General features: G+C 59.4%; 22 protein-coding genes. 13 read left to right on the forward strand and 9 right to left on the reverse strand.

Annotation, left to right across the window (positions count from 1 at the left end):
- Together HY26_RS17540 and HY26_RS17545 are read right to left on the reverse strand one after the other, a co-directional pair.
- Positions 1-435 carry a GtrA family protein gene (locus tag HY26_RS17540; protein ID WP_197020243.1) on the reverse strand — a complete coding sequence of 145 codons (435 nt, stop codon included), beginning with the start codon at positions 433-435 and terminating at the stop codon, positions 1-3.
- Positions 432-1907 (reverse strand): UbiA family prenyltransferase, encoded by a 1476-nt coding sequence (locus HY26_RS17545; RefSeq protein WP_158531553.1) that lies wholly within the window; start codon positions 1905-1907, stop codon positions 432-434. The genes HY26_RS17540 and HY26_RS17545 overlap by 4 nt, the downstream gene beginning before the upstream one ends.
- 450 nt (positions 1908-2357) lie before the next feature.
- Between HY26_RS17545 and tig the strand changes: the two genes are divergently transcribed.
- Both tig and HY26_RS17555 read left to right on the forward strand, forming a co-directional pair.
- On the forward strand, positions 2358-3695 hold the full coding sequence (gene tig / locus HY26_RS17550; protein ID WP_112074254.1) for a trigger factor: 1338 nt from the start codon (positions 2358-2360) through the stop codon (positions 3693-3695).
- Between the two features lie 162 nt (positions 3696-3857).
- Complete coding sequence (locus HY26_RS17555; protein WP_034764989.1) at positions 3858-5021, forward strand: DUF2336 domain-containing protein; 1164 nt, start codon at positions 3858-3860, stop codon at positions 5019-5021.
- Here the strand turns inward: HY26_RS17555 and HY26_RS17560 are convergent.
- Positions 5018-5692 (reverse strand): EAL domain-containing protein, encoded by a 675-nt coding sequence (locus HY26_RS17560; RefSeq protein WP_034764986.1) that lies wholly within the window; start codon positions 5690-5692, stop codon positions 5018-5020. The two genes, HY26_RS17555 and HY26_RS17560, sit on opposite strands and share 4 nt — an antisense overlap.
- A gap of 114 nt (positions 5693-5806) precedes the next feature.
- Between HY26_RS17560 and HY26_RS17565 the strand changes: the two genes are divergently transcribed.
- On the forward strand, positions 5807-6613 hold the full coding sequence (locus HY26_RS17565) for an NUDIX hydrolase (RefSeq protein ID WP_034764984.1): 807 nt from the start codon (positions 5807-5809) through the stop codon (positions 6611-6613).
- A gap of 9 nt (positions 6614-6622) precedes the next feature.
- Here HY26_RS17565 and hslU read toward each other — a convergent pair whose 3' ends face one another.
- Together hslU and hslV are read right to left on the reverse strand one after the other, a co-directional pair.
- Positions 6623-7927, reverse strand: coding sequence for an ATP-dependent protease ATPase subunit HslU (gene hslU, locus HY26_RS17570; RefSeq protein ID WP_034764981.1), 1305 nt, complete (start codon positions 7925-7927; stop codon positions 6623-6625).
- Positions 7928-7944: 17 nt separating this feature from the next.
- Positions 7945-8505, reverse strand: a complete 561-nt coding sequence (gene hslV, locus HY26_RS17575) for an ATP-dependent protease subunit HslV (RefSeq protein WP_034764977.1) — start codon at positions 8503-8505, stop codon at positions 7945-7947.
- A gap of 157 nt (positions 8506-8662) precedes the next feature.
- Here hslV and pstC point away from each other — a divergent pair, with 157 nt between their 5' ends.
- The 5 genes from pstC to phoB are packed head-to-tail and all read left to right on the forward strand — an operon-like array spanning position 8663 to position 13829.
- Positions 8663-10051, forward strand: coding sequence for a phosphate ABC transporter permease subunit PstC (gene pstC / locus HY26_RS17580; protein WP_233351679.1), 1389 nt, complete (start codon positions 8663-8665; stop codon positions 10049-10051).
- Positions 10044-11606, forward strand: coding sequence for a phosphate ABC transporter permease PstA (pstA, locus tag HY26_RS17585; RefSeq protein ID WP_112074236.1), 1563 nt, complete (start codon positions 10044-10046; stop codon positions 11604-11606). The genes pstC and pstA overlap by 8 nt, the downstream gene beginning before the upstream one ends.
- A gap of 29 nt (positions 11607-11635) precedes the next feature.
- On the forward strand, positions 11636-12427 hold the full coding sequence (gene pstB, locus HY26_RS17590) for a phosphate ABC transporter ATP-binding protein PstB (RefSeq protein WP_197020245.1): 792 nt from the start codon (positions 11636-11638) through the stop codon (positions 12425-12427).
- Positions 12428-12433: 6 nt separating this feature from the next.
- A complete protein-coding gene (phoU, locus tag HY26_RS17595) occupies positions 12434-13111 on the forward strand; it encodes a phosphate signaling complex protein PhoU (protein WP_034764972.1) in 678 nt (225 codons plus the stop codon).
- Positions 13112-13142: 31 nt separating this feature from the next.
- Positions 13143-13829, forward strand: a complete 687-nt coding sequence (gene phoB, locus HY26_RS17600; protein ID WP_034764970.1) for a phosphate regulon transcriptional regulator PhoB — start codon at positions 13143-13145, stop codon at positions 13827-13829.
- On the opposite strand, the gene HY26_RS17605 is transcribed toward phoB, so the two are convergent.
- Positions 13826-14530: a dienelactone hydrolase family protein gene (locus HY26_RS17605; protein ID WP_112074237.1), complete on the reverse strand. Its 705-nt coding sequence runs from the start codon at positions 14528-14530 to the stop codon at positions 13826-13828. The two genes, phoB and HY26_RS17605, sit on opposite strands and share 4 nt — an antisense overlap.
- A gap of 139 nt (positions 14531-14669) precedes the next feature.
- Here HY26_RS17605 and HY26_RS17610 point away from each other — a divergent pair, with 139 nt between their 5' ends.
- Entirely contained in the window at positions 14670-15509 is an 840-nt protein-coding gene (locus HY26_RS17610; protein WP_051599801.1) for a phasin family protein, read from the forward strand.
- 41 nt (positions 15510-15550) lie between these two features.
- On the opposite strand, the gene HY26_RS17615 is transcribed toward HY26_RS17610, so the two are convergent.
- Entirely contained in the window at positions 15551-16183 is a 633-nt protein-coding gene (locus tag HY26_RS17615) for a TetR/AcrR family transcriptional regulator (RefSeq protein ID WP_112074238.1), read from the reverse strand.
- A gap of 157 nt (positions 16184-16340) precedes the next feature.
- On the opposite strand from HY26_RS17615, the gene HY26_RS17620 reads away from it, so the two are divergent.
- Positions 16341-18029 carry an alpha/beta fold hydrolase gene (locus HY26_RS17620; RefSeq protein WP_112074255.1) on the forward strand — a complete coding sequence of 563 codons (1689 nt, stop codon included), beginning with the start codon at positions 16341-16343 and terminating at the stop codon, positions 18027-18029.
- 30 nt (positions 18030-18059) lie between these two features.
- Positions 18060-18890, forward strand: coding sequence for an alpha/beta fold hydrolase (locus HY26_RS17625; RefSeq protein WP_034764963.1), 831 nt, complete (start codon positions 18060-18062; stop codon positions 18888-18890).
- A 5-nt stretch (positions 18891-18895) separates the two neighbouring features.
- On the opposite strand, the gene HY26_RS17630 is transcribed toward HY26_RS17625, so the two are convergent.
- A complete protein-coding gene (locus tag HY26_RS17630; RefSeq protein WP_112074239.1) occupies positions 18896-19477 on the reverse strand; it encodes an Hpt domain-containing protein in 582 nt (193 codons plus the stop codon).
- 55 nt (positions 19478-19532) lie between these two features.
- Positions 19533-20300: an NAD kinase gene (locus HY26_RS17635; protein ID WP_081813032.1), complete on the reverse strand. Its 768-nt coding sequence runs from the start codon at positions 20298-20300 to the stop codon at positions 19533-19535.
- Positions 20301-20446: 146 nt separating this feature from the next.
- Between HY26_RS17635 and HY26_RS17640 the strand changes: the two genes are divergently transcribed.
- The gene (locus HY26_RS17640; RefSeq protein WP_034764957.1) at positions 20447-21238 is read left to right on the forward strand and encodes a class II aldolase/adducin family protein; all 792 of its coding nucleotides are present in this window, start codon (positions 20447-20449) and stop codon (positions 21236-21238) included.
- A gap of 105 nt (positions 21239-21343) precedes the next feature.
- Positions 21344-22561, forward strand: a complete 1218-nt coding sequence (hemA, locus tag HY26_RS17645; protein ID WP_034764948.1) for a 5-aminolevulinate synthase — start codon at positions 21344-21346, stop codon at positions 22559-22561.
- Positions 22562-22574: the final 13 nt, after the last annotated feature.

Below are 22574 nucleotides of genomic sequence, written 5' to 3' on the forward strand. Positions count from 1 at the left end.
TCACGATCCGCATTGCGGTTGAGACTGCTCCGGAGATTTCCGGAAGGTGAAGGCCTTGTGGCCGAGGTAATTGATGACCGCGCCGATACCGATGCCGGCCATGTGTGACGCGCCGGGGGCGAAGTGCTTGTAGGCATCCGGCCACCATGGGCCGCTGCTGAGGATCAGCGCGCTGAGCACGGTGATGATGCCTGCCGCAATGTTGACGCCGATGAAGTCCCGGATCTGCAGCCAGAGCGAGCGCGTTGATCCGTGAAAAACGAGGTTCCGGTACAGGAAGAAGCCGGCAACCATGCCGATCGCAGTCGCCAAGGTGACGGCCGCTGCATAAGGCATGAACATAGACAAGGGAAAACGGACGACCCAGTTCAGGAACGCGGCAGATCCGCCGGCGAACAGGAACCGGATGCGTTGGTCAGCAAACAGACGATTCACAGTGGAACTCCGAACCAAGCAAGGCCGAAACAGACCGCAGTCAGGCCTGCATAGGCCATGCAGACGCGGTCTTTGACGGCGAAGAATACCGGGTCGTCATCCAGCTCACCGCGTTGACAGAAGATCCAGATGCGGCTGGCGATCAGGAAAACCAGTGGCGGCAGGAACCAGAGCCAGTCACCATTTTTGATGAAGATCTGCTTATGCGCGTCTTCGATGATGTAGAGCGTCATGACGAGAACAGCGGCGATAGAACTCGCAACGCCGGCGGCCAGAACCAATGGCAAGTCTGAGGCGCGGTACCCGCGTCCATTGATCCAGAAACCGCCCTTGTCGATCACCCGCGCAATTTCGGTATGGCGCTTTGCGAACGCGAGCGATGTGAAAATGAACATCGAGAATACGAACAGCCAGGGGGAGGGGACAGCCGCCACAGCGACCATGCCTGCGACAAGCCGGAGTGTGAACAGGCTACCCAGCGCCAGCGCGTCCAGAATGACTTTGCGCTTCAGCCACAGGGAATAGGTGAGCGTCACCACCACATAAATGAGCACCCACTGCAGGACCTCAGGGCCCGCGAGCAGGGCCAGGGTCAGTCCGGCGGCAAAGCAAACGAATGCCCCGGCCACGCCGACAGGCAGAGATAACGTACCACTCGCGAATGGTCGGCGTTTTTTGGTCCAGTGCTGCCGGTCGTCCTGCAGATCCCAGATGTCATTGAAGACATACGTCGCTGAAGCGGTAAGGGACAGCGCGAAGAATGTCATTACGAGAGGGAGAATTGTCGAGGGGTCGGTGATCCGGCCGGAGAGAACTGCCGGAACTGCCACAAGAATATTCTTCGCCCATTGATGAGGGCGCAGGCACTTTATGAAAGCCTTCAGCACTTTCGGACGCGGGAATTCCTTGACCACGTTCGAAACTTTTTTCGCCTTGCGTACCGTCGAACTGGACGCTCCGACCGTGATCGCGTTTTGAGCGTGTTTCCACACGGCGACATCTGCGGGGCTGTCCCCGGCATAGTCAAAGCCCTGTGGAAAGCGTTTGGCCAGGGTTTCACCCTTGGCTTTACCCTTCAGGTTGCCGGAAGAACTGGTCGCCAAAATTTCGGAAATGAAAGGGAACTGATCCTTGAAGAGGTGCGCTGTCTGCTGATGCGCGGCTGTGGCGAGGACAACCTTGCGACCTTTCGCAGACTCCTGCTCGGCATAGGCGACGACATCCTCGTTCAGCGGAAGCGTGCGGGGGTCGAGGTCGACAGCTGCGGCGAGCCGTTCTTTCAGGGCCACACGTCCGGAGAAGACCCAGGCGATGAGCGTAAGGATGCCAAGGGGGTTATAGCGGATGTAGGCGAGTGCCTGCTCAATGAGGGAATCCGTCCGCAGGAGCGTGCCATCCAGATCAAGTACAAGAGGTGGAGCTTGATCGCTAAGCGTTTCAGCTTGTGGCGCATCCACTTCATGGAATTGCATTTTGTTGTCCCCCGATCGGACCTGCCAGATGTTCGAACCATTCATGATCATGAAGAGTCCGGTGCGTCCCCGCTCCCCTTCGGCGGCCACGCCTGCAATCTATCGTTAACTTTCTAGTCTGTAATTCGGGTTCACCTGATGGGAGTGTTTTCCTGTTCGCACGCGCAATAAATCTAGCGTCAGGCGTTATCTTGCCCATTCAATAGGCCGAAAATCGCCAGATGCACGCGGAATTGCTATTTTTGAACGAGATTCGTTCTGCGCGATCACAGTGACCTCGAGGTGCAATTCCACGTGGCTGCCGCTGTTCGTTCCTCCCGCTGCGAAACCCGCAGAACCCGCGTGGACAGGGCGTTTTCCGTGTGACATAAGCCGCCCCTTCAGACACAGATCAGAAGGCTGCCGGATGGGCATGACCGGGCCTGATCGCCAGAACGGATGAATGAACCGATGGAAGTGACCCAGACCAAGGCAGAAGGTCTCAGCCGCACCTTTGCCGTCAAGGTATCTGCAAGCGAACTGCAGTCGAAGCTCGACGCCCGGATTGAAGAAATCCGCCCGACCATGAACCTGAAGGGCTTCCGCCCGGGCAAAGTCCCTGCGTCCCACGTGCGCAAGATGTTCGGCCGCGACCTGATGGGCGAGATCATCGACAAAACGGTCAATGAAACCAACCAGAAAGCCATCGAGGACGCAGAACTGCGCCCGGCCGGTCAGCCTGATGTGCATCTGGAAGGCGACATTGAAGACGTCGTGAAGGGCGAGGCCGACCTTGCCTATCACATGCATGTTGATGTCATGCCGGAATTTGAGCCGGTCGACGTGAAGACCATCAAGGTTACCCGTCCGGTCGCCGAAGTGGCTGACGAGCAGGTCGACGAAGCGCTGAAGAACCTTGCCGAACAGAACAAGCAGTATGAGCCGCGTGGCAAGACCGCCAAGGCGAAAGACGGCGACGCGGTCGTCATCGACTTCGTCGGCAAGATTGATGGCGAGCCCTTCGATGGCGGCACCGCTGAGCAGCAGACTGTCGTGCTCGGTTCCGGCCGTTTCATCCCGGGCTTCGAAGAGCAGCTCGTCGGTGTGAAGACGGGCGAAGAGAAGAACCTCGAAGTCAGCTTCCCGGAAGACTACCCGTCGAAAGATCTGGCCGGTAAGGCTGCAGTCTTCGAAACCAAGGTGCACGAAGTGCGTGCGCCGAAGGAAGCAGAGATCAATGACGAGTTCGCCAAGGGTCTTGGTCTTGAGTCTCTGGAACAGCTGACGGGTCTCATCAAGGACCAGCTGAAAGGCGAATTGGACCAGGCATCGCGGAACAAGGCGAAGCGTGACCTGCTGGACCGCCTGGACGAAGCCCACAGCTTCGATCTGCCGCCGAACATGGTTGAAGCCGAATTCGGCCAGATCTGGGACCAGCTGCAGCGTGAGATGGACGCCGGCCGTGTCGACGACGCCGACAAGGAAAAGTCGGAAGACGACCTGAAGAAGGAATACCGCGAGATCGCCGAGCGCCGCGTGCGCCTTGGCCTTGTGCTCGCTGAGATCGGCCGTGTGAACAATGTGCAGATCACCGAGCAGGAAGTGCAGCAGGCCCTGATCCAGGAAGCCCGCCAGTATCCGGGCCAGGAGCGTCAGGTGATCGAGTTCTTCCAGAAGAACCCGAATGCCATGGCCCAGCTCCGCGCGCCGATCTATGAGGATAAAGTTGTCGACTACATCCTCGGCGAAGCGGACGTGACCGACAAGACGGTCTCCCGCGAGGAGCTGTTCAAGGAAGACGAAGAGTAGGCTTCTTCCAACCTCACGAAAATTTAACGACGCCGGGCCCCAGAGCCCGGCGTTTTGCTGTTTGGCGAACTGTTCTCGGGCTGTGGGAGCGGGTTGGTAAACCGCCTATTAACCGAGCCGGGCGAAGGTGCCTCGAATCGTTAATGAGGGGTTTCGGTTCCTATGAGCGTACAAGCCATCCGGCCGCAACTGACAGAGCAGGATATCCATCGCCTGATGAAGGGCGAAACGCCCGAGCAGCGCGCGTCGGTGGCGCACCGGCTGTGCCGTCGTATCGCGCTGGACGTGCTGAGCGAGGAAGAGCGCAAATACGCCGAAGAGATCATGGCGATCCTGGCGGATGATGCAGCAGATCTCGTGCGCCGCACGCTGTCCGTCACGCTGCGCAATTCGCCGATTCTGCCGCGCGAGATCGCACTGAAACTGGCGCAGGACATTGAGGCCGTTGCTATACCTGTGCTGCAGGATTCGCCGGTCTTTACCGAAGAGGACCTGATCGAACTGGTCCTGTCCGTCACTGCAGCGAAGCAGGCCGCAATTGCGGCGCGGGACAATATTTCCGTCACGCTGACAGAAGTTATTTCCGAGCATGGGCAGGTGGACGCTGTCCGGGCGCTTGCCTCGAATTCCCATGCAGAATTCACGGACCGGGCTTATGACGATACTCTGCGCCGCTTCGGCAGCGACGAGATCGTCCAGAAAGGCCTGATCCGCCGGGAATTCATTCCGACCCATATCGCCGAGAAGATGGTTTCTCTGGTCTCCGGCCAACTGTTCGACATGCTGGTGAACCGCCATGAGTTACCGGCACAGATGGCAATCGATTTAGCTGCCGGTGCGCGCGAGCGGGCGACGATCGATCTCGTCGAACAGGCCGGGCGCTCGAACGATCTCGTGCGTTTCGTGTCCCAGCTGAACCTGAACGGCCGACTCAGCCACTCGTTGATCATGCGTGCGCTTTGCTGCGGGCAGATGCCGTTTGTGGAGCATGCGCTGGCGGAGCTATCGGGCGTTGCGCACCAGCGCGTCTGGCTGATGATCCATGATGCCGGGCCGCTCGGCCTGCAGGCTGTGTTCGACCGGGCGGGCTTGCCGCGCAAGATGCTGCCAGCCTTCAAGGCTGCTGTGAACGTGTTCCACGAGACCGCTTATGATGGCGGGACGAACGACCGGGCCCGGTTCCGTGCCCGCATGATCGAGCGCGTGCTGACGCAGTTCCAGGCGATCCCGAAGGACGACCTCGAATACCTGCTCGAGAAGTTGGACTATTATTCCGAGATGGCGGCCGCCGAAGAGGCAGACAACGCCGATACGGACGCCGCTTAAGCGTCTGCGCGCAGGCGCGTTCCGGCGGAGATACCAAGGCGGGCCAGCTCGTCCGCATCGCGCCAGTTGGCGTTTTCGGCAATCACGAGAATGCCTGCGCCAGCAGCGGTTTCGCAGACTTCCATCAGGAGGTCGCAGTCGAGGTTGCGGGCATCGACGCGGAGCGTATCAATCAGGAGGCGCATGCCTTCGGCCAGCGGGGTCTGCCAGGATTTGCGCATGTCGACGGATACGCGGAAGCCATGACGGCGGAAATGGGCCACGCGGCTGGTGCAGTCGGCAGCATCGCCGGCAAAGGCCGTATCGGTAAACTCGATGCAGAATTCCTGCTGGCAGAAAACGCTGCGGCGTACGCGGGCATCGCAGGCGAGGGCTGTGTCCGGGTTGGCAAGGGCTGCGACAGGTGCCGGGACGATGATCGGGCGGTGATCATGGTGGAATTCATGCGCAACGCTGGAGATTTCGCCAATCCGGTCAGCGACCCATTTGGCGGAGTTTGTTTCGCTTTGACGGGCACGGGCCGGGCCGAAGGAAGGGCCGTCTTCGAAACAGAAGGGCAGTTCCGCCGTCATGCCGAGCGCGTCGCCCGTGGCAAGATCCAGGACCGGGTCGAAACGGACGGCCGGCGTTGGGATTGTTTGGACGGAAGGATTGGCCCAGGTCTGTTTCATAGTGTCCCGCTCGTGTGCTGTGTTGGTCTTGCCTTCCCTAGGGGCTGAGGCTGAAGATCACGCGTAAGAACAGAGGCACATTTCGATAAAATTTGCCCGATAGGGGGAACCACCATGGAAAAGAAGCCCGCAGAACCGAGACTTTCCGCAACAATCCTGATGCTTCGCGATGCCGCGTCCGGTCCGCCGGAAGTGCTGATGGTGAAGCGTCATTACGAGATAGACTTTGCGGCCGGCGCGCTGGTGTTTCCGGGCGGGAAGGCGAGCGCGGACGACTCGCGGACGGAATGGGATGCCTACACGGACGGCGACTATGGCCCGGTGCAGCAGGATGCACGGATCGCGGCTGTACGCGAGGCTTACGAAGAAAGTGGCTTGCTGCTCGCGCGGCCCGCCTCAGCGCGTGGTACGGGAGCACCGTTGGTGGGCGCTGACATCGCCGACAAGCTGGCGCCGCATCGTCACGCTGTGGACAGGGGTGAGATGAGCTTCCTGGAACTCATCCGCGAACACGATCTTGTTCTGGCGCTCGACAGTCTTGTCTACTTCGGCCACTGGATCACGCCGATCATGATGCCGAAGCGCTTCGACACGCATTTCTATATTGCGCCAGCCCCGGAGAACCAGGTGGCGGCCCATGACGGGCGCGAGACGACAGATGCCGTCTGGCTATCCGCCGAAGAGGCACTGGCACAGGAAGCCGACGGCCGGGCGACCATTATTTTCCCGACACGGATGAATCTGAAACGCATGACAATGGCGACATCTGTTTCCGACGCGCTGGCGCGGTTTGGGTCCATGGACGTACCGACCGTGTTGCCGAAGCCCGGCAAGGATGATGACGGAAATCCCTGCCTGTTCATCCCGGATGTCGAAGGCTATGGCCAGACGGTGGAACTGCTGTCCAACGTAAAGGTCTGATTTAGTCCGTTACAGGATGAATTTGGACAGGTCGGCATCGGCGGCGAGGCCACTGACGCGCTCGTGCACATAATCTGCCGTGATGGTGATCGTTTCACCCTTCTTTTCCGGGGCTTCGAAACTGATTTCGTCCAGCAGGCGCTCCAGAACGGTCTGAAGGCGGCGGGCGCCGATGTTTTCGACACTGTTGTTTACGGCTTCTGCCAGGTCTGCCAGCTTGTCGATCGCGGCGTCCTCAAAGACAAGGGTCACGCCTTCGGCGGCCATCAGGGCTTCGTATTGGCGGATGAGGCTCGCTTCCGGCTCGACCAGGATACGGCGGAGATCGTCGCGGGTCAGGGCATCCAATTCAACGCGGATCGGCAGGCGCCCCTGAAGTTCCGGCAGCATGTCCGACGGCTTCGAGACGTGGAAGGCGCCGGACGCGATGAAGAGGATGTGGTCCGTCTTCACCGCGCCACGCTTGGTGGAGACGGTCGTGCCTTCGATCAGAGGCAGAAGGTCACGCTGCACACCTTCACGGCTGACATCAGCGCCGCCGCGTTCTGATTTGGCGGCAATCTTGTCGATTTCGTCGAGGAAGACGATGCCATCCTGCTCCACCGCGTTGACAGCTTCGCGGGAGATGGATTCCTCGTCCAGCATCTTGTCGGCTTCTTCGTCGAGCAGCGGTTTGTAGGCCTCCTTCACTGTGGTGCGTACGCGCTTGGTGCGTCCGCCCATGGCTTTGCCCAGCATGTCGGAGAGATTGATCATCCCCATCGAGCCGCCTTGGCCGGGCAGGTCGAACATCTGCATCGGACCGCCGGTCTCTGGCATGTCGATATCGACTTCCTTGTCGTCGAGATCCCCGTCACGCAGCTTTCGGCGGAAGACTTCGCGGGTGGAGGATTGCGCCTCTGCGCCGACGAGAGCATCCAGCAGGCGCTCCTCGGCTGCGTCCTGCGCGGATTGCTGCACACTGGCGCGCTTTTGTTCGCGGATCATGCCGACGGCGCTCTCAACGAGGTCGCGGATGATCTGTTCCACATCGCGCCCGACATAGCCGACTTCGGTGAACTTAGTGGCTTCGACCTTAAGGAAGGGCGCATTGGCGAGACGCGCGAGGCGACGGGAGACTTCCGTCTTGCCGACACCGGTCGGCCCGATCATCAGGATGTTCTTCGGCGTGATTTCGCCTTGCAGGTTTTCCGGGGCCTGCTTGCGGCGCCACCGGTTGCGCAGGGCGATGGCGACCGCGCGCTTCGCACCAGTCTGGCCAACAATGTGGCGATCGAGTTCAGCGACGATTTCGCGGGGGGTGAGTTCAGTCATGTGGTCTTGTGATCCGGTCAGATGTCGAGCGTTTCGACCGTGAAATTGGCATTGGTGTAGACGCAGATATCGGCAGCGATCTGCATCGCCTTGCGGCCGATCACTTCGGCATCTTCCTCATAGTCGATGAGGGCGCGCGCTGCGGAGAGGGCGTAATTGCCACCTGAGCCGACGGCGACGACGTCATGTTCCGGCTCCAGCACGTCGCCGGACCCTGTGAGCACGAGCGTCACTTCCTTGTCGGCCACGATCAGCAGGGCTTCCAGTTTCTGGAGGTATTTCTCGGTGCGCCAATCCTTTGCGAGTTCAACGGCGGCACGGGAGAGCTGGCCATTGTGGCGTTCGAGCTTGGTTTCCAGCCGTTCGAAAAGGGTAAAGGCGTCGGCTGTCGCTCCGGCGAATCCTGCCAGTATCTTCCCGTCGGCGAGGCGACGCACCTTGCGGGCGTTACCTTTCATGACGGTCTGTCCCATGGACACCTGGCCGTCGGACATCATGACAAGTTTATTGTTCTTGCGAACGGCCAGAATGGTCGTGCCATGCCAGCCGGGTGAAGTGCTATCAGTTGCGCCAGTCATGCCGGTGATGTGGACGCAAAGGTCGTCTGGTGCAAGGAGTCGGATGAGCCGTAATGTCGGCACGTTTTGTCACATAAGTGTCGCGGCACTCCAGTATGGGGAGCACAGCTGACAGTTGAACGGGGACTGGATGCTCTCGCAATTGGGCCACCTGCCAATGGACTTCCTGCTTCTCGCGGCGGCAGTGACTCTTGCGTCCTTCGGATTCATTGCCGGACGCCTGCGGGCGGAGCAATTCTCCTTCCCAGGAGACATCCATCCCAATTCCCGTCCGAACGCGCACGGCTATTTCGTTCTCATGTGGAGTCTGGTGCCCGTTGTGCTGGTGGCGCTCGGCTACATTTTCTTTGGCGAGGGCACATCCCGCGCCATCCTGCGTAGCGAACTGCCGGACGGGTTTTCGATCCTCACATCAGGTGAGCTGACGACCTATCTCGACACGGTGGCCCGAGCGGGCCGCATTCCGGGCTTCCTGAGCGGTGAGCACGTCTTCGACACGGTCACGGAGCGGTATGGCGAAATCCGCGGGACGGTGAACATTTTCACGTTGGTCTTTGCGCTGGCTCTGTCCATCGCGGGCATGTTCCTCTCCCGACGCTGCCTGTCGCCCGGGTTCCGGGCCCGCCAGCATGTCGAAAGCGGCATCGAATGGTTCCTGTTCCTTTGCGCAGCGCTCGCTATCGCCACCACCGTCGGCATTGTCGCGTCGCTCGTTTTCGAGAGCCTGCGCTTCTTTGCCGAAGTGCCGTTTTGGGACTTCCTGCTGGGAACGCGGTGGAATGCGCAGACGAGCGCAGAGTTCGGCGCACTGCCGTTGTTCTTCGGCACTTTCATGATCTCGTTCTTCGCGATGATGGTGGCGGCGCCAATTGGCCTGTTCGCAGCGATTTACCTGTCCGAATATGCGAGCGGGCAGGTGCGGGCGATCATCAAGCCGGTCCTGGAAGTGCTCGCGGGTATTCCAACTGTTGTTTATGGCTTCTTCGCCCTGCTGGTGATTGCGCCTGCCGTGCGGTCTGTGGCGCTGTGGATCAACCAGCTGGTGATCGCTTGGGGCCTGGCGGACGGGGCCGTCCTTGCCGCCCAGCCGACCAGTGCGCTCGCTGCCGGGATCGTCATGGGGATCATGGTCATCCCCTTCGTTTCGTCCCTTTCCGATGACGTGATCCGCGCTGTGCCGCAGTCGCTCAGGGATGGGGCATATGCCATGGGCGCGACCAAGGCGGAGGCGGTCCGCCAGGTCGTGGTGCCGGCGGCGCTGCCGGGCATCATCGCGGCGCTGTTGCTGGCCGTGTCCCGCGCCATTGGAGAGACAATGATCGTTGTCATGGCGGCCGGGCAGCGCGCGCGGATATCGCCCGACCCGACCTCCGACCTGACGACCATCACCGTCCAGATCGTGTCCTTGCTGACCGGGGAATCCGAGTTCGACAGCCCGAAGACGTTGTCGGCCTTTGCACTCGGCCTTGTTCTTTTTGTCGTGACGCTGCTGTTCAATCTCGTCGCCATCAATGTCGTGAAGCGGTTCAGGGAAAAGTATGAGTGATCCGGCCGTCTCGCCATTCGCCAATGAAAGGGCGTTGAAACGGCTGCGCCGGCGGCGGGCGGCTGACCGGCGTTTCAAATGGTATGGACGCCTGGCCATCGGTTTTGCGCTCGCGGCGCTAACGTTGTTGCTGGCCTCGATCACAACCCAGGCCATGTCAGCCGCGACCTATCATGTCGTGTCGTTCGATCTCGACCTGGACAAGGAGACATTCGGCGGGCTCAAAACGGACGATCCGCCGCCCGTGGACAAAGTGTACGGACTGGTTCGCACTGACCTGTTGGCGCAGTTCCCGGAAACAGCCAGCAATCCTGTGCTGCGCCACGAGCTGTCCGCGCTGGTTACCCGGTTGGCTGTCTTGCCTGTCGCTCGGGAGATCGTCCGTAATCCGCGGGAAGTTGGCATGACCCGTGAGGTCCAACTGCCCTTGTCGGACGATCTCGACCTCTACCTGAAAGGCGCCAACGCCCGGCATCTGACCGTGCCGATTGGGCGCGTCGGTGCAGAGGAAACGAATGGCGTTTTGACCCTGACCGGCGAAGGCGCCTTCAAACGCCTCATTGCTGCGGCATCGCTGGAGGGTATGCAAATTCAGGATGCGCGAAGTACCGGATCCATCCTGATGACGGCTGGCCAGTCGACCCTGAAGCTGTCAACGCTGGACCCGTCGCGCATTAAAGGTCCGCTTCTGTCCGGGAGCCTGCAGGATTTCCGTACCCATCCGGTGCGCGCGCGCCTGATCACGTCGCCGGAATCGGAACGTACGGTCACCGACAGGCAGATCGCCTGGCTGCTGGCCTTGAAAGCCGAAGGCCGGGTGTCCCGTGTGCCGCATTGGAGCCTGTTGACCCATACGGACAGCACACAGCCGGAACTGGCCGGTACGCTGGCGGCGATTGTTGGTTCGCTGCTGACCCTGCTGGTCACGGCATCACTGGCCATCCCGATCGGCATTCTGGCATCGATTTATCTGGAAGAATTTGCGCCCCGGAACCGGGTGACCGGGTTGATCGAAGTGAACATCAACAACCTCGCTGCGGTGCCGTCCATTGTGTTCGGCCTGCTGGGCGCAGCAGTGTTTCTTGGCGCTTTTGGTCTACCGCGATCAGCGCCTGTCGTTGGCGGACTGGTGCTGGCATTGCTGATCCTGCCGGTTGTGATCATCGCTTCGCGGGCTGCCCTGAAGGCGGTGCCGCAATCGATCCGTGACGCTGCTCTTGCCGTAGGCGCGTCCCGCATGCAGACCGTTTTCCATCATGTCATGCCGCTGGCGGCGCCAGGCATGCTGACCGGGGCCATCCTGGGCATGGCGCGAGCGCTGGGTGAAACGGCGCCGCTGCTGCTGATCGGTATGGTCGCTTTCGTGGCGGAAGTTCCAAATGGTCCGACGGACGAGGCGACCGCGCTGCCGGTGTTGATTTATTCCTGGGCGACACAAGCCGAGCGGGCCTGGGAGCCAATGACGGGCGCAGTCATTTTGATCCTGCTCGTCTTCCTGATAGCGATGAACGGCGTGGTTGTTTTCCTGCGCAGGAAGTTCGAGCGGAGATGGTGATGGACGATACCCTCGGGAACGGTACGACGATGGAGAAGGGTGTCCTGCCGGACGCGCCGGAGACCTCCGTGCGCATGTCGTGCCGGAACATCAATGTCTTCTACGGAGAGAAGCAGGCGATCTACGATGTCTCGCTCCAGATTGCCGACCGGTCTGTCACGGCGCTGATCGGGCCTTCTGGTTGCGGCAAGTCCACTTTCCTTCGATGCCTGAACCGGATGAATGACACAATCGAAGGCTGCCGCGTGGAAGGCGAGATCATGATGGAGGGGAAGGATATCAACTCTCCGGTCATCGATCCGGTCCTGTTGCGTTCCCGTGTCGGCATGGTGTTCCAGAAGCCGAACCCATTCCCGAAGTCGATCTATGAGAATATCGCTTATGGTCCCCGTATCCATGGTCTTGCTCAAGGCCGCGAGGATATGGACGAGATCGTGGAGAAGAGCCTCCGCCGTGCGGGTCTCTGGGAAGAAGTGAAGGACCGACTCAATCTTGCCGGGACCAGCCTTTCCGGCGGCCAGCAGCAGCGGCTCTGTATTGCCCGCGCGATTGCCGTGCGGCCTGAAGTTATCCTTATGGACGAGCCATGCTCCGCGCTCGACCCGATCGCGACGGCGCGCATCGAGGAGCTGATCGACGACTTGCGCAAGCGCTATTGCATCATCATCGTGACCCATTCCATGCAGCAGGCTGCGCGTGTTTCTCAGCGTACGGCCTTCTTCCATCTCGGCGCCCTGGTGGAAGTGGGTGACACAGACCAGATTTTCACAAGTCCCCGTGATCGCCGGACTGAAGACTATATCACGGGACGTTTCGGATAAGACGCCATGTCAGACCATATTGTATCAGCCTTTACCGAAGAACTAGAACGTCTGTCTGCAGACATTCTACGCATGGGCGGAATCGTTGAGGAGATGATCGTCGATTCCTGCCGGGCCGTTCTTCACAATGATCTGGAACTCGCAGCCGACGTCATCGAGCGTGATCCGCAGGTCGACCGGATGGAGGCAGAAGTCGAGCGCCAGATTGTCAGCCTGATCGCGCGGCGACAGCCCATGGCGCACGATCTGCGCTCTGTCTTCGCGGCGCTGAAAGTTTCCGGCGAACTTGAGCGGATCGGCGACCTGTCCAAGAATATCGGCAAGCGCGCGTTGAATCTGGACGCAGCGGTTTTTCCTGCCATGCGCAGCGGCGTTGCCCGGATGGCGGGGCCGGTATCGCGACAATTGCACCAAGTGCTGAACGCCTATGCATCCGGTAATGCAGCTGAAGCAAAGGCTGTCTGGGAAACAGACGATGAAATTGACCAGCACTACAACGCCCTGTTCCGCGAGATGCTGACCTACATGATCGAAGACCCGCGTTCGATCAGCGATGGGGCGCATATGCTGTTCATGGCGAAAAATCTTGAGCGGATCGGCGATCACTGTACCAATATCGCCGAATTCGTCTTCTTCCAGATCACGGGTGAAAACCTGGTGCAGCAGGACCGCCCGAAACTTTAAGCACCCGAACGGTGTTCGCCAGGAGTATGACATGAAACCTTACGTGCTGATCGCAGAAGACGAGAGCGCTGTCTCGGAACTGCTTCAATACAATCTGAAGCGCGAGGATTATGAGGTCGCCATTGCCCATGATGGCGAAGAGGCCTTGCTGATGATGGAAGAGCGGGCGCCTGACCTGCTATTGCTCGACTGGATGCTGCCAAAAGTCAGCGGCATCGAGGTCTGCCGCCGGGTGCGCAGCGGCGGGGTGAACCCGAACCTTCCGATCATCATGCTAACAGCGCGCGGCGAGGAAAGCGACCGCATCCGCGGTCTTGATACGGGTGCGGACGATTACGTAACCAAGCCGTTTTCAACCACGGAGCTGATGGCGCGCGTGCGTGCTGTCCTGCGCCGGATCCGTCCGGGGTTGCGGGATGACAAAGTGGTGGTGGGCGATATTGAGATTGACCGTGTCGAGCACCGGGTCATGCGCAATGGAAGCGATATCCATCTCGGACCGACGGAATTCCGGCTGCTCGACTATTTCATGCAGCATCCGGGGCGGGTGTTCTCGCGCGAGCAGCTGCTCGATACGGTGTGGGGCTCTGACGTCTATGTCGAGCTGCGCACAGTGGACGTGCATGTGGGGCGCCTGCGCAAGGCGCTCCGGCAGAGCGGGGGTGACGATCCGATACGGACTGTCCGCTCTGCCGGCTATGCGCTCCGGGCTGACTAGAAGAGTTCTTCCAGAAAGAGTTTGAGGCTGGCGAAGCTGCGCCGGTCCGCATCGGCATTGTAAACCGTGCCCATGTCCATGTTGTTAGCGCCCAGGGTTGTGAAGGCGTGATAAGACTGGCCGTGGGCATGCATTTGCCAGTCGGCACCGGCGTCGCTCATTTCCTTTGCAATGGCCAGTACGTCCGCAGGCGGAGCCATTGGGTCCAGCCAGCCATGTTCGATCAGGACCTTGGTGCTGATCTTCGGTGAGGGAATGTTGTCTGCCGAGTTGAACAGACCGTGGAACGAGGCGACACCCAGCAGATCCATGCCGGCACGGGCCATATCAAGCACGCACAGGCCGCCGAAGCAGAAACCGATGGCGGCAGCTTTGGAAGCGTCCACGCCCGGCTGTGCTTTTGCTGCGGCAAGGCCGCCTGCGAGGCGCTTCTGCAGCTCGGCGCGATTGCCGACCAGCGGGTTCATCAGGGCCTGGTTTTCCTCGACGGTCGTGCCGCGCTTGCCCTTTCCATAAACGTCCATCGCGAACGCGGCATAGCCAAGTTCGTTGACGACGCGGCCCGCTTTCTGGATCTCATTGTCCCCAAGACCGCCCCAGGCATGCGCGATCGCCACGACAGGCAGGTTCGTCTTGCCTTCGGGGGCAAGAAAGTAACCTTCATAGGTCTGGCCATCCACGGTGTAGTCGACTGCGCTCATGTTGAAATCCTCTCTTTCTGATGGGGCATTCATAGAGATGCAGCGCCACGCCAATCAAGGGCAATGGCGATTAGTATGCGGATTCTAGACTTTTTCCTTATCTTTGGCGCCATGGACAAACCCATCAGGAGAATTTCCCATGGCTAAAGACAAAAAAGCGAAAGCCAAGAAGGCAAAGAAATCCGACGCTCGCGTAAAGGCGGAGCAGGTCGGCAAGGCCATTGAGGCACAATCGGCCGAGATGGCTCACAAAATCTGGCTTGCCGGCGTTGGCGCCTATGGCAAGGCCTATGACACCGCGCTTGCGAACGCGAATACGTTCAACAAGCAATCGACCGAACTCTTCGAAGAGTTGGTGAAGCGCGGTGAAAAGATCGAGACTGACGTGAAAGCCCGCTTCGCAGACGACGAACGCGTTACCAAGGCGACCAAGTCCGTTGCAAAAGCAAACGCTGCGGCCCGCCAGTTCCAGGCTGAAGCCTATGATCGGTTCGAAGCACGCATGGAGCGCATGCGCGACCTGCTGGGCGTGAAGCAGATGAGCGAACGCACCTCGAAAATCGCATCGAAGATCGAGAAGCTCGAAGACGAAGTGGCCGAGACGGTCGCCAAGTCGAAAGACCGCTTGAGCAAGGTCGACCTGAAGGCCCGTATCGCGCGCCTTTCAGCCGAGATCGAAGCTGTAGCCGGTGAAACCGGTGCAGACATCGCCAAGACGGCGAAGAAGGCTGCCGACAAGACCTCCAAGGCCATGAAGGCCGCCGTGGCTGCGCCGGAAGCTTCTGACGATCTTTCGCAGATCACTGGCGTTGGCCCGGCGATGGTGACAAAGCTGAACGATGCAGGCATCTACAGCTTTGCCCAGCTGGCCGCCATGAAGAAAGCCGAGGCTGAAGCGCTGGACGCGAAGATCGGTGCCCGTGGCCGCGTGATCCGCGATGAGTGGGTGAAGCAGGCCAAAGCGCTGGCGAAGAAGTAATAGCAGAATAGTCAGGCAGGCGGCTGAAGTGTCGCCTGCAGCTACTTCTTGTTCGCTTCATAGTGCGAGATCATGCGTGAGAGGGCATCGAAACCATTTTCGCCCATGTAGGGCACGATCAGGCACATGACCTGGAACACGGTCTTGTGGATCAGGGCTGCGCCTTCAAGGTTGCACCGGTTCATCGCATCGGCTTCCAGCCAGAATGTCAGTGACATCATGATCTGGTCGGTCAGGGCGTCGCTTAGTCGGGGGTCGATAGTCAGGACTTCGGCCTTGCCCAGATCTGCCAGCACATTGTGGATCGTGGTGCGCTGCTCGGCGACCAGAGACCTGAAACGGCTGGCAAGGTCCGGATACCGGTCCAGCAGGACGCCAAGGTTGCGGTAGAAGAAACGAAAATCGTAGATTTCTTCAAGGATGATGTAGAGATAGACCCAGTTGTCCTCAATCGAAGTGACCCGTCCGCGGGAGCCGCGCAGGATGACCCGCATCTCTTCCTCGAAGGCATCGAACAAGGCCCGGATGATCGCGTCCTTGCCCTTGAAATGGTAGTAGAGATTGCCCGGGCTGATGCCCAGCGCATTCGAGATGTCGACAGCCGTTTGCTGGGCTTCTCCTTCTTCATTGAAGAGAAGCAGGCTGACGTGGAGGATGCGATCGCGTGTCTTCATCGGTTTGAAGACGGAGTTTGACACGCAATTCTGACTATGGAACGAATTTTCTTTCAAAGTTTACAAGTAACTCTTTCCTCAAATGAAAGAGAAAAAAGATAAACAAAAGCCAGCGGGCGGCGAATACATGCTCTCTGGCAGTCTCGGGGAGGGACTGATGACGACGCCGAAGGATGAAATCGCCCGAAGTGCAGCAGAGACGACGCTTGCGCTGAACCCGCTCATGGGCGGGATCAACCGGGAAGAATTGCTGGGCGCCGTGGCGATGATGCTGCGCTCGACGATGACAAATCCGATTACCAGCGCGAAATCCGCTTCGAAGATCGCGAAAGAAAACGCCGCAATCCTGCTCGGCAAATCCCAGAGAAAGGCCGATCCGAAAGACCGCCGCTTCCGCGATCCGGCCTGGGAGCACAACCCGTTCTATCGGCGCGGCATGCAGGCTTATCTCGCGACGCAGGAACACCTGAATGACTGGGTGGCCGATCTCAAGATGACGGAACTTGAGCATGCGCGGGCGAAGTTCGTCATGGGTATGATCACCGACGCGCTGGCGCCGACCAACTCCCTGATCGGCAATCCGGCGGCCACCAAGCGTGTGGTCGACTCCGGCGGGCTGTCGCTGCTCAAGGGGTTGAAGAACGCCTATAGCGACCTGACGAAGAATGGTGGCATGCCAAGCCAGGTCGACAAGCGGCCTTTCAAGGTCGGCGAGAATCTCGCCGTGTCAGAAGGGCAGGTGATCTGGAAGAACGAGATGCTGGAGCTGATCCAGTATGCGCCAACAACTGAGAAAGTTCACCGCACGCCGATCCTGATCATTCCGCCTCAGATCAACAAGTATTATGCGATGGACTTGTCGCCGGTGACGTCCATGGTCCAGTTCCTGCTCGCCATGGAGCAACAGACATTTGTTGTGTCCTGGCGAAACCCGAAGCGCGAGAATGCCGACTGGGGCATGCAGGAATATGTCGATAGCCTGATCCAGGCGAGCGAAGTCGTCCGCCAGGTGACGAAGTCGAAGAAGATCAACGTTTCAGGCGCCTGTTCCGGCGGCATCACGACCGCGACACTCGCGAGCCTGTTTGCCGCTGCGGGTGATGACCGAATCAATTCGATCACCTTCATGGTCTGTGTGCTGAATCCACAGAAAGAAGACAGCGAGCTTGGCCAGATCGTTTCCGATGGCAGCCTCGAAATCGCGCGGGCTTATTCAAAGAAGAAGGGCATCCTGAAGGGCGACGATCTCGCGCGCATGTTCGCGTGGATGCGACCAAACGACCTGATCTGGAATTATGTCGTCAACAATTATCTGATGGGTGAAGATCCAGCACCGTTTGACGTGCTCTACTGGAACAATGATTCCACCAACCTCCCGGCACAGCTGCATTCTGATTATCTGGATATGGGGCTGAATCAGCCATTCGATCATCCGGGTGAATTCGAAGTGGCCGGGCACATGTTGGACATGTCGAAGGTGAAGGCGGATGCCTTCATTGTTGCCGGGCTGACGGACCATATCACGCCGTGGAAGGCCTGTTACCGCACGGCAGGACTGCTAGGGTCGAACAATATTGAGTTCATCCTGTCTTCGAGCGGGCATATTCAATCGCTTCTTAATCCCCCTGGAAACCCGAAGGCGAAAATGTTCCGCAACTCGACAATTGCGCCGACTGCGGATGAGTGGGCAGCTGGTGCGGCAGAAGAAGCCGGTAGTTGGTGGCCCGTCTGGGGCGAATGGCTGAAGGCGCGCTCGGGTACAGTTAAAACTGCGCCAAAGACTTGCGGGAACGAGTCTTTCCAGCCTCTTTACCCGGCACCGGGCCGTTATGTCTTCGACGAATAGTCCGGGCGAAAAACAAAGAAAGTGTCAGGCATGCCGGAACCACGCCCACAAATCACGATGCAGGATGTCGATGGCATTCAGCTGCGGACAGCGTTCTGGCCGGCAAAGCTGGCAAACGACAACCTGCCACTGTTGTTCTTCAATGGTATCGGAGCAAACCTCGAGCTGACCCAAGGGCTGGGCGACATGTTTCCGGACCGCGACATCATCACGTTCGACGTACCGGGTGTCGGCAAGAGCCCGGTGACGCAATGGCCTTACAGGCCGTGGATGCTCGCCCGCTGGGCGCGTAAGCTGCTGGACCAGTTCCATATCGATGCCGTCGATGTGATGGGCGTGTCGTGGGGTGGGGCGCTCGCCCAGCAGTTCGCCTTCCAGTACCGCAACCGTGTCGGCAAGTTGATCCTGTGTGCGACCAGCGCCGGCATGACGATGGTCCCGGGACGTCCGAAGTCGCTGTCCAAGATGGTGGACGCGCGGCGTTACACCGATCCCGAATTCATGCGTGACAGTTTTAGCTCATTGTATGGTGATGCCGTAGACGGAGAAGTTGGCAGGCACATTGACAATCTGCTGCCGCCGCATCCGCGCGGATACTTTTACCAGCTTCTGGCTTTCGTTGGTTGGTCCAGCCTGCCGTTCATCCGTTTCCTGAAGATGCCGTCGCTGGTCATCATGGGTGACGAAGATACGATCGTGCCGGTGGCGAACGGGCATATCCTGAAGCTGGGCCTGCCGAACTCGCGCCTGCATGTTATTGAAGGGGGCGGACACCTGTTCCTGGTGTCCCGAGCTGCCGAAACAGCAGACATCATCCGTGAGTTCCTGGACGCAGAGGAATTGCTGGCTGAGGCTGCCTGAAGCGCTCAGGCGCTTTCGATTTTCAACGCCACACGCGCTTCAAGCGCTTCACAGACGGCATCGGCGATGGACTGGCCATCGCTGCCCTGGCCAATCGAATTGAACGCGGCACGGCAGGCTTCAACATGAAGATTGATGAGGGCGGCGTTCTCACCGGGCTTTGTGTCGCCAAGAAGGCGGCTCAGGGACCCGCAAAGCCGTGCAATGGCCGGATATCCGTACGAGTTCGCGGCGCCCTTGATGTTGTGGGCCGCGGTAAAGACGGCGCGGTAGTCTTCCGACGTGGCGCCCGTTTCACGCGCCACGCCCCAAGCGCGGACCAGCTCGTCGAGATCCCCCCGCATCCATGTTTCGAACTGGCTGGAAAGCGAGTCTACGGCATCTTCGGCAAGACTGCCGAGAATTTCGGTCCCGAGGAGATTCGGATCGTGCGTCTCGAAGGATGCTTCTGAAGAATCTGAAGTCTGGATGGCCTGGACCGGTTCGGATGGTTTGATCACGCGGCTGATGTCGATGGTGACTTCGGCGGTGGTGGCAGTTGTCGATTTGCGCCGGGTCGGCAGGGCGGTCAGCAGATTCTTGAACATTGGGCACTCCTGAGCGCTCAATAAGCCGCCCAAGCCTTAAAAATGTCCTAGGAAATCAGAAGCCGAACTGCTCCCGGAGAATTCTCTCGTCGAGGGCGTGGCCGGGATCGAAAAGCATCGTAAGCCGTTTGCTGCGATCAGCTTCCACCCGCACGGTTGCAATGTCGCGAACTTCCTGATTGTCGGCGGCGCCGGCAACCGGCCGGCGATCCGGTGCGATGACCTCGATCGTGACTTTTGCATCATGACGAAGGAGCGCGCCGCGCCAGCGGCGGGGGCGGAATGCACTAACAGGGGTGAGGGCCAGCAGGTTCGCCCCAATCGGTAGGATCGGGCCATGGGCCGAGAGATTGTAGGCGGTCGAGCCTGCAGGCGTGGCAACCATGACGCCGTCGCAGGAGAGTTCCTCCATGCGAACCTTGCCATCCACCGTGATGCGCAGGCGGGCCGTCTGGGCCGTTTCGCGGAACAGCGACACTTCATTGATCGCAAGAGCCGTATGTTCCTGCCCGTGGATATCCGTTGCCACCATGCTGAGCGGTATGATCTGGGCCCGTTCTGCCGCGTTTACGCGCTCAATCAGGTCATCTTCCTTGTATTCGTTCATAAGGAAGCCGATTGTGCCCCGGTTCATCCCATAGACGGGTTTGGAATCCCCAAAGCGGCGGCGCAGCGAATCCAGCATCGCGCCATCCCCACCCAGCGCGACAATCACGTCGGCATCAGCCTCGCTGTGCTGTCCGTAGCGCTGGACGAGCGTGGGCAGGGCAGACTGGGCTTCTGGGCGCTTGGAAGCGAAAAAGGCAAATCTGAGTGTACTCATCGCGCTCATGTGGTTGAGGTTCCGCAGCGGCGTCAAGGCGTCGCTTTACATGTGGTCTTTCAACTGTGACGGAGGCGTCAGCTTTGGAGTGGCGAAGTTGAGGCTTTTGGGATAAGTTGCGGCCGCAGAACAAAGGGAGCAGAGACATGGCCGATGGCAACCAGACAGCCGATATTCGTGGTTCAGTGAGCGCTGAGGAATGGCAGGCGCGGGTGGATCTCGCGGCACTTTACCGCCTGACTGCGATGTATGGCTGGGACGATATGATCTTCACCCACATCTCCCACCGCGTGCCGGGGCCTGATCATCACTTCCTTATCAATCCATATGGCTATTTCTTTGAAGAAATCACAGCATCGTCTCTTGTGAAGGTCGATCTGGATGGAAACGTCGTCCAGGAGACCGAGTCCATGATCAATCCGGCGGGCTTCACGATCCATTCCGCTGTGCATGCCGCACGTGACGACGCGAAAGTCGTGATGCACGTGCATACGGACCAGGGCGTCGCCGTTTCGGCCCAGAAAGAGGGCCTGCTGCCGATCAGCCAGACAGCACTCGCTGTACGGGAAGACGTTGCCTATCACGACTATGAAGGCATCGCGCTTGATCTCGACGAGCGAGAACGCCTGGTGGCCGATCTCGGCCCGAAGAAGCACTCCATGATCCTGCGCAATCACGGCACGCTTACCTGCGGTGAAACCGCAGCAATCACGTTTACGCGCATGTTCTTCCTCGAGCGCGCCTGCAAGATGCAGATCATGGCGCTGTCCGCGGGCCGTGATGGCGTGCTGGAATGTGATGACGGCCTTCAGGACAAAGTGGCCGGGCAGGGCGGCATGACTGAAAACAGCAATGGCATGTCCATGCTGACCGAAAAGCTTGTCTGGCCTGCACTTCTTCGGAAACTGGACCGCGAATATCCAGGCTACGACTCCTAAGTAGTGTCCCGGATGCGACAAAAACGGCGAAAGCGCTATCAGCCCATTAAATGTCGCGACCGAAGCGTCTAAGTAAACTTCCCAGAGCTTATAAGGGATAAGCAGATGAAACACCTGAAGGCCTTTGAGGATGCCCTCGGCACCATTCATTCCGAGGGACGCTACAGGGTCTTTATTGACCTGCAGCGCCACAAGGGGCGTTTCCCAAAGGCCACCGCCCGGTTCGAGGATGGTGAGCGCGAAGTCACCATCTGGTGTTCAAATGACTATCTCGGCATGGGTCAGGATGATGATGTCATCCAGGCGATGCACGAAGCGATCGACAGCTTTGGTGCCGGCTCAGGCGGTACGCGCAACATTTCCGGTACGACGCGGTTCCACGTCGATCTGGAGCGGGAGCTGGCGGACCTGCACCAGAAGGAAGCAGCGCTGCTGTTCACGTCCGGCTACGTGTCCAATGACGCGACCCTGTCAACGCTCGGCAAGATCATGAAAGACCTGATCATCTATTCCGATCAGCTCAACCATGCTTCGATGATCGAGGGGATCCGCCGTTCGGGCGCCGATTACCGGGTGTTCCGCCATAATGATGTGGACCACCTGCGCGCCCTGCTTGAAAACGACGATCCGGACCGTCCGAAAGTGATCGCTTTCGAAAGCGTCTACTCCATGGATGGCGATTTCGGCCGCATGAAGGAAATCTGTGACCTGGCAGATGAGTTCAATGCGCTGACCTATCTGGACGAAGTGCATGCTGTCGGCCTTTACGGCAGCCAGGGCGCTGGCGTTGCCGAAATGCTCGGTCTGTCCGATCGGATCGACATTATCGAGGGTACGCTCGCCAAAGGTTATGGCGTGATGGGCGGTTACATCGCTTCCAAGGCGACCGTGATCGATGCCATCCGTTCGATGGCGTCCGGCTTCATCTTCAGCACGTCAACTTGCCCGGTCATGGCGGCAGGAGCGTTGGCCAGCATCCAGAAGCTGCGCTCCGATGAAGGCCGCAAACTGCGCGCCATCCATCAGGCCAAGGCCGCAGAGCTGAAGCAGAAATTCCGCGATGCGGGCCTGCCGGTCATGGAATCTCCGTCGCACATCGTCCCGCTGCTCGTGGGCGATCCGGAGCGGTGCAAGGCCCTGTCCGACACGTTGCTGTTCGATTTCGGCATCTATGTTCAGCCGATCAATTACCCGACCGTACCGCGTGGCACCGAGCGCCTGCGTTTTACGCCGAGCCCGGTGCACGACGCCGTCATGATGGACGAACTGGTCGAAGCGATCCTTGCCGTCTGGAAGCAGCTGGGCCTCGACAAGGCCGCCTGATCGACGTTGAGCC

This window comes from Hyphomonas sp. GM-8P, assembly GCF_003263315.1.
Lineage (GTDB): Bacteria > Pseudomonadota > Alphaproteobacteria > Caulobacterales > Hyphomonadaceae > Hyphomonas.

Bases quoted from the DNA above. Each gene is read 5' to 3' on its own strand.
- HY26_RS17545 (WP_158531553.1), bottom strand. From the start codon at position 1,907: ATGCAATTCCATGAAGTGGATGCGCCACAAGCTGAAACGCTTAGCGAT.
- tig (WP_112074254.1), top strand. From the start codon at position 2,358: ATGGAAGTGACCCAGACCAAGGCAGAAGGTCTCAGCCGCACCTTTGCC.
- HY26_RS17555 (WP_034764989.1), top strand. From the start codon at position 3,858: ATGAGCGTACAAGCCATCCGGCCGCAACTGACAGAGCAGGATATCCAT.
- HY26_RS17560 (WP_034764986.1), bottom strand. From the start codon at position 5,692: ATGAAACAGACCTGGGCCAATCCTTCCGTCCAAACAATCCCAACGCCG.
- HY26_RS17565 (WP_034764984.1), top strand. From the start codon at position 5,807: ATGGAAAAGAAGCCCGCAGAACCGAGACTTTCCGCAACAATCCTGATG.
- hslU (WP_034764981.1), bottom strand. From the start codon at position 7,927: ATGACTGAACTCACCCCCCGCGAAATCGTCGCTGAACTCGATCGCCAC.
- hslV (WP_034764977.1), bottom strand. From the start codon at position 8,505: ATGACTGGCGCAACTGATAGCACTTCACCCGGCTGGCATGGCACGACC.
- pstC (WP_233351679.1), top strand. From the start codon at position 8,663: ATGGACTTCCTGCTTCTCGCGGCGGCAGTGACTCTTGCGTCCTTCGGA.
- pstA (WP_112074236.1), top strand. From the start codon at position 10,044: ATGAGTGATCCGGCCGTCTCGCCATTCGCCAATGAAAGGGCGTTGAAA.
- pstB (WP_197020245.1), top strand. From the start codon at position 11,636: ATGGAGAAGGGTGTCCTGCCGGACGCGCCGGAGACCTCCGTGCGCATG.
- phoU (WP_034764972.1), top strand. From the start codon at position 12,434: ATGTCAGACCATATTGTATCAGCCTTTACCGAAGAACTAGAACGTCTG.
- phoB (WP_034764970.1), top strand. From the start codon at position 13,143: ATGAAACCTTACGTGCTGATCGCAGAAGACGAGAGCGCTGTCTCGGAA.
- HY26_RS17605 (WP_112074237.1), bottom strand. From the start codon at position 14,530: ATGAGCGCAGTCGACTACACCGTGGATGGCCAGACCTATGAAGGTTAC.
- HY26_RS17610 (WP_051599801.1), top strand. From the start codon at position 14,670: ATGGCTAAAGACAAAAAAGCGAAAGCCAAGAAGGCAAAGAAATCCGAC.
- HY26_RS17615 (WP_112074238.1), bottom strand. From the start codon at position 16,183: ATGAAGACACGCGATCGCATCCTCCACGTCAGCCTGCTTCTCTTCAAT.
- HY26_RS17620 (WP_112074255.1), top strand. From the start codon at position 16,341: ATGACGACGCCGAAGGATGAAATCGCCCGAAGTGCAGCAGAGACGACG.
- HY26_RS17625 (WP_034764963.1), top strand. From the start codon at position 18,060: ATGCCGGAACCACGCCCACAAATCACGATGCAGGATGTCGATGGCATT.
- HY26_RS17630 (WP_112074239.1), bottom strand. From the start codon at position 19,477: ATGTTCAAGAATCTGCTGACCGCCCTGCCGACCCGGCGCAAATCGACA.
- HY26_RS17635 (WP_081813032.1), bottom strand. From the start codon at position 20,300: ATGAGTACACTCAGATTTGCCTTTTTCGCTTCCAAGCGCCCAGAAGCC.
- HY26_RS17640 (WP_034764957.1), top strand. From the start codon at position 20,447: ATGGCCGATGGCAACCAGACAGCCGATATTCGTGGTTCAGTGAGCGCT.
- hemA (WP_034764948.1), top strand. From the start codon at position 21,344: ATGAAACACCTGAAGGCCTTTGAGGATGCCCTCGGCACCATTCATTCC.